The sequence below is a fragment of the Limnospira sp. PMC 289.06 genome (assembly GCF_032350395.1).
In the GTDB taxonomy this organism is placed as follows: domain Bacteria; phylum Cyanobacteriota; class Cyanobacteriia; order Cyanobacteriales; family Microcoleaceae; genus Limnospira; species Limnospira platensis.
Genome location: NZ_JARPLC010000232.1, coordinates 1 through 290, shown reverse-complemented (window position 1 = coordinate 290; position 290 = coordinate 1).

The window sequence follows — 290 nt, the reverse complement described above, 5'->3', positions numbered from 1 at the left end:
CGCACCATTTCGAGTATATGAGTTCCCAGAAATAATTATGATGCTCTACCAACAATCAATTATCGGTTATGGTGCGTCAGAAATCAATTATCCCCTGTTGATTTCAATTCTCGGAGTCTGACACACCCTACTGATGGTTAAGGTTATGGTGCGAGGCGTTCAGGCATGAAATAGAGCTGTAATGCTCTATTTCATGCCTGGTAAGGATTTCAGCCCCTCGATTGAATACAAGAGACTCGCCTCTGACCATCCCTACAACTGTTTATATGTCCCAACGATTTGTATCAAAG